The organism is Holdemania sp. 1001302B_160321_E10 (assembly GCF_015552275.1).
Classification (GTDB): domain Bacteria; phylum Bacillota_I; class Bacilli_A; order Erysipelotrichales; family Erysipelotrichaceae; genus Holdemania.
Genome location: NZ_JADNEM010000069.1, coordinates 1 through 2,535 on the forward strand (window position 1 = coordinate 1; position 2,535 = coordinate 2,535).

Sequence of the window (2,535 nt, forward strand, 5' to 3'; positions counted from 1 at the left end):
TCCGGATAGACAATCTTGGTACGGTTGCCATAGGCGTCATATTCATACTTGATCGTTTTGGCGTCCCGGACAACCTGCGTGGTGTTGCCCGCCGCGTCATAGGTAAATGCGGCATCCGGCTTGGAAAGCAGATTCTGATTAGCGTCGTAGGTATAGGTAATGACCGTTCCGTCTTTCTGCTTCAAGGTTAACAGATTTCCGTTTTTATCATACGTATATTCTTCCGACTTCTTATCTTCATCCGTCGCTTTGATCAGTTCGCCTGAAGTATTGTAGGCATACAGCACTTCCGTCTGATCATAATACCGGCGCGTGACCTTGCCCATCTTGTTGATAAATTCCAGAAATGACGCTTGAGCCATGGCGATCAAGCGTGAATGCTGAGAGTTACAAAGATAAGTATTATAGAATTTCTAATTTTTTAAATATTATTATCTTAGCTTCTAAGTGAAAACCAATTAACACAAATTCCTTACTAAGTCTAGATAAAACTGGTCCAGAGTCAGTCTAATACAGCAACAAAAATTTCCTATGGATTAATTATTTCTCTTGTTTAACAAAGCTGGCAGGAAAAGTTTTTATAATCCTTTTCCTGCCAGCTCTATTTAACCATCCACGACACAATTACAATATTATTCCAAGCATGGTGTAATAATATTTTCAGATAAAGCTAAATTTTCCACGCTTTCCATTAAAATTTTTTTAGCTTCAAGATTATCCTCAACAAATAACCCCCAGAAACCATTAATATCTTCTCTATTCAATTCGGAGTTTGCTATTTGAATAGGTGATATTAATATACTCTCTTGATTTATTGTTATAGCATAATCCTTCAATACATTTGTTTGAACTTCAAACATATCTGCCTCATAAATTGCAGGATATCCTTCATTATCAATCAGCCTATACCTGATTGTGTTACTTTTGCGTTTTATAATTATTTCTACTACTAAATATATATTTCCCTCCTTTAGTTGATGTCTAAAAGACTTTTTACATTTTACTAGCATATTTATCTCCTTTAATTTTTAAACTTAAAGTCATCAAACAAATGATTAACTGGATCATAAGAAAAATGTATTGTTACTTTTCTACCAGAATCTGTTCTATATACAACTTCCCATTTTTCCCAGTTTTTCCAACGTTCATCTCCTAACTCATCTATAACTCTTCTGACTGAATTTCCTTCTCCTGGATTAAATGGATTTTTCTTTGTATTATCCATCGCAATTTCTTCAACTATATCCTGTGGTTTTGTCCTACCAGTAGATCCTCTCCCTTCTATTTCTACATAATCGTTGTTTATGGATTCCTTCCGATCATTTTTTGCCTTTTGATCTACAGATGATCCACCACCATTCGCAATCGCAGATTGAGTGATGCCTAAGGCATCCGTAACCTCCGAACTGATTGACGTTACGCCTTCCAGTGCGATTGAGTATCCGATTATACGGCCACCCTCTAATGCCAGACTTCCATTTGGCTGGACATTCCCTCCTGGCGTATTCGTAACATTTGCATTTCCCTGCGCTCCGAAGGCTCCTGCCATCGTGATCGCTGATAATGCGACCTTCTTCAGATCCTCTTCGCCTTTTTCTTTATCTCCGCTCTTGTATTCGTAGATTCCATACACCGTTGCTCCGCCATAGGCTGCTGCCGCAGTGTTTCCCAATAATGCAGCTAACGCTGGCAGAGTTCCAAACGAGGCCGCTGTTAGGTACAGTACCGCTGCTCCGCTGCCGATTATCACAAGATTTTCTACTGGATGATCTATGAAGCTTTGAATTGTATTCTGGGTCACTCTCTTTACGGCGTCTCCGACTTCCCCGGCTTTTTCACCAACCCACTTCAGTCCTTTTTCAATTTCGCCCTTCGCTTCATTACACCAGCCGCTGACACGATTCGCTAATGATCCTATCTTGTCTGTTACATCCTTGAAATCGATACCTTTATATCCAGATAAGATGGCTTCTACTTCCCGTTTCTTTTCAATTTGCTTAGTAAACGCTTCAGTTGCTCTCCTCAACCCTTCATTCAGATCCGCAAATTTACTTGTCGTCTGTTTCTTCAGTTCTTCCTCTGCCTTTTTTGCTGCCGCTTCCTGTGCTGCTCTCAATATAGCTAGAGCTGCGTCATTTGCTGCTTTAACATAATTGTTGGGCGTACTTCCATTATTACTACTTCCACCTCCGGAAGAAGGTCGACTCGGTTCATCATATTGATAAGTAATCGCTTTATCATATTGCTTATAGATCGGTGGGGTCGTTCGATAGCCTGTGGGATTCGTATTATTTCTTTGCGGTGTACTTTGTTTTGGCGGATTGAATGTGTTCTTCACCGTATTGACGACGTTATTCACTGTTTTCTTCACTGTATTGACAACGTTGTTTACAGTCTTCTTCACTGTGTTCACAACTTTGTTTACCGTGTTTTTTACCGCTCCCCACAGACTCCACTTTCCGGTTGGGTCAAAGTACTTGTTCGGGTTGTTTCTGCCATAGTTATACCGGTTCTGACTTAACGGATCCTGCCAGT

Annotated in this window: 2 protein-coding genes and 1 pseudogene; all 3 read right to left on the bottom strand. The window is 40.1% G+C overall.

From position 1 onward, the window contains the following. A pseudogene (locus tag I2D94_RS18005) lies at positions 1-362 on the bottom strand (RHS repeat domain-containing protein); the annotation flags it as partial. Between the two features lie 270 nt (positions 363-632). After that, positions 633-1,010 carry a hypothetical protein gene (locus tag I2D94_RS18010; protein ID WP_072685612.1) on the bottom strand — a complete coding sequence of 126 codons (378 nt, stop codon included), beginning with the start codon at positions 1,008-1,010 and terminating at the stop codon, positions 633-635. A gap of 11 nt (positions 1,011-1,021) precedes the next feature. Continuing rightward, positions 1,022-2,535: hypothetical protein (locus I2D94_RS18015; protein WP_229056963.1), on the bottom strand; the 1,514-nt coding region annotated here is incomplete at its 5' end.

Excerpts from the sequence above, each read along its gene's own strand:
- I2D94_RS18010 (WP_072685612.1), bottom strand. The coding sequence starts at position 1,010 with ATGCTAGTAAAATGTAAAAAGTCTTTTAGACATCAACTAAAGGAGGGA.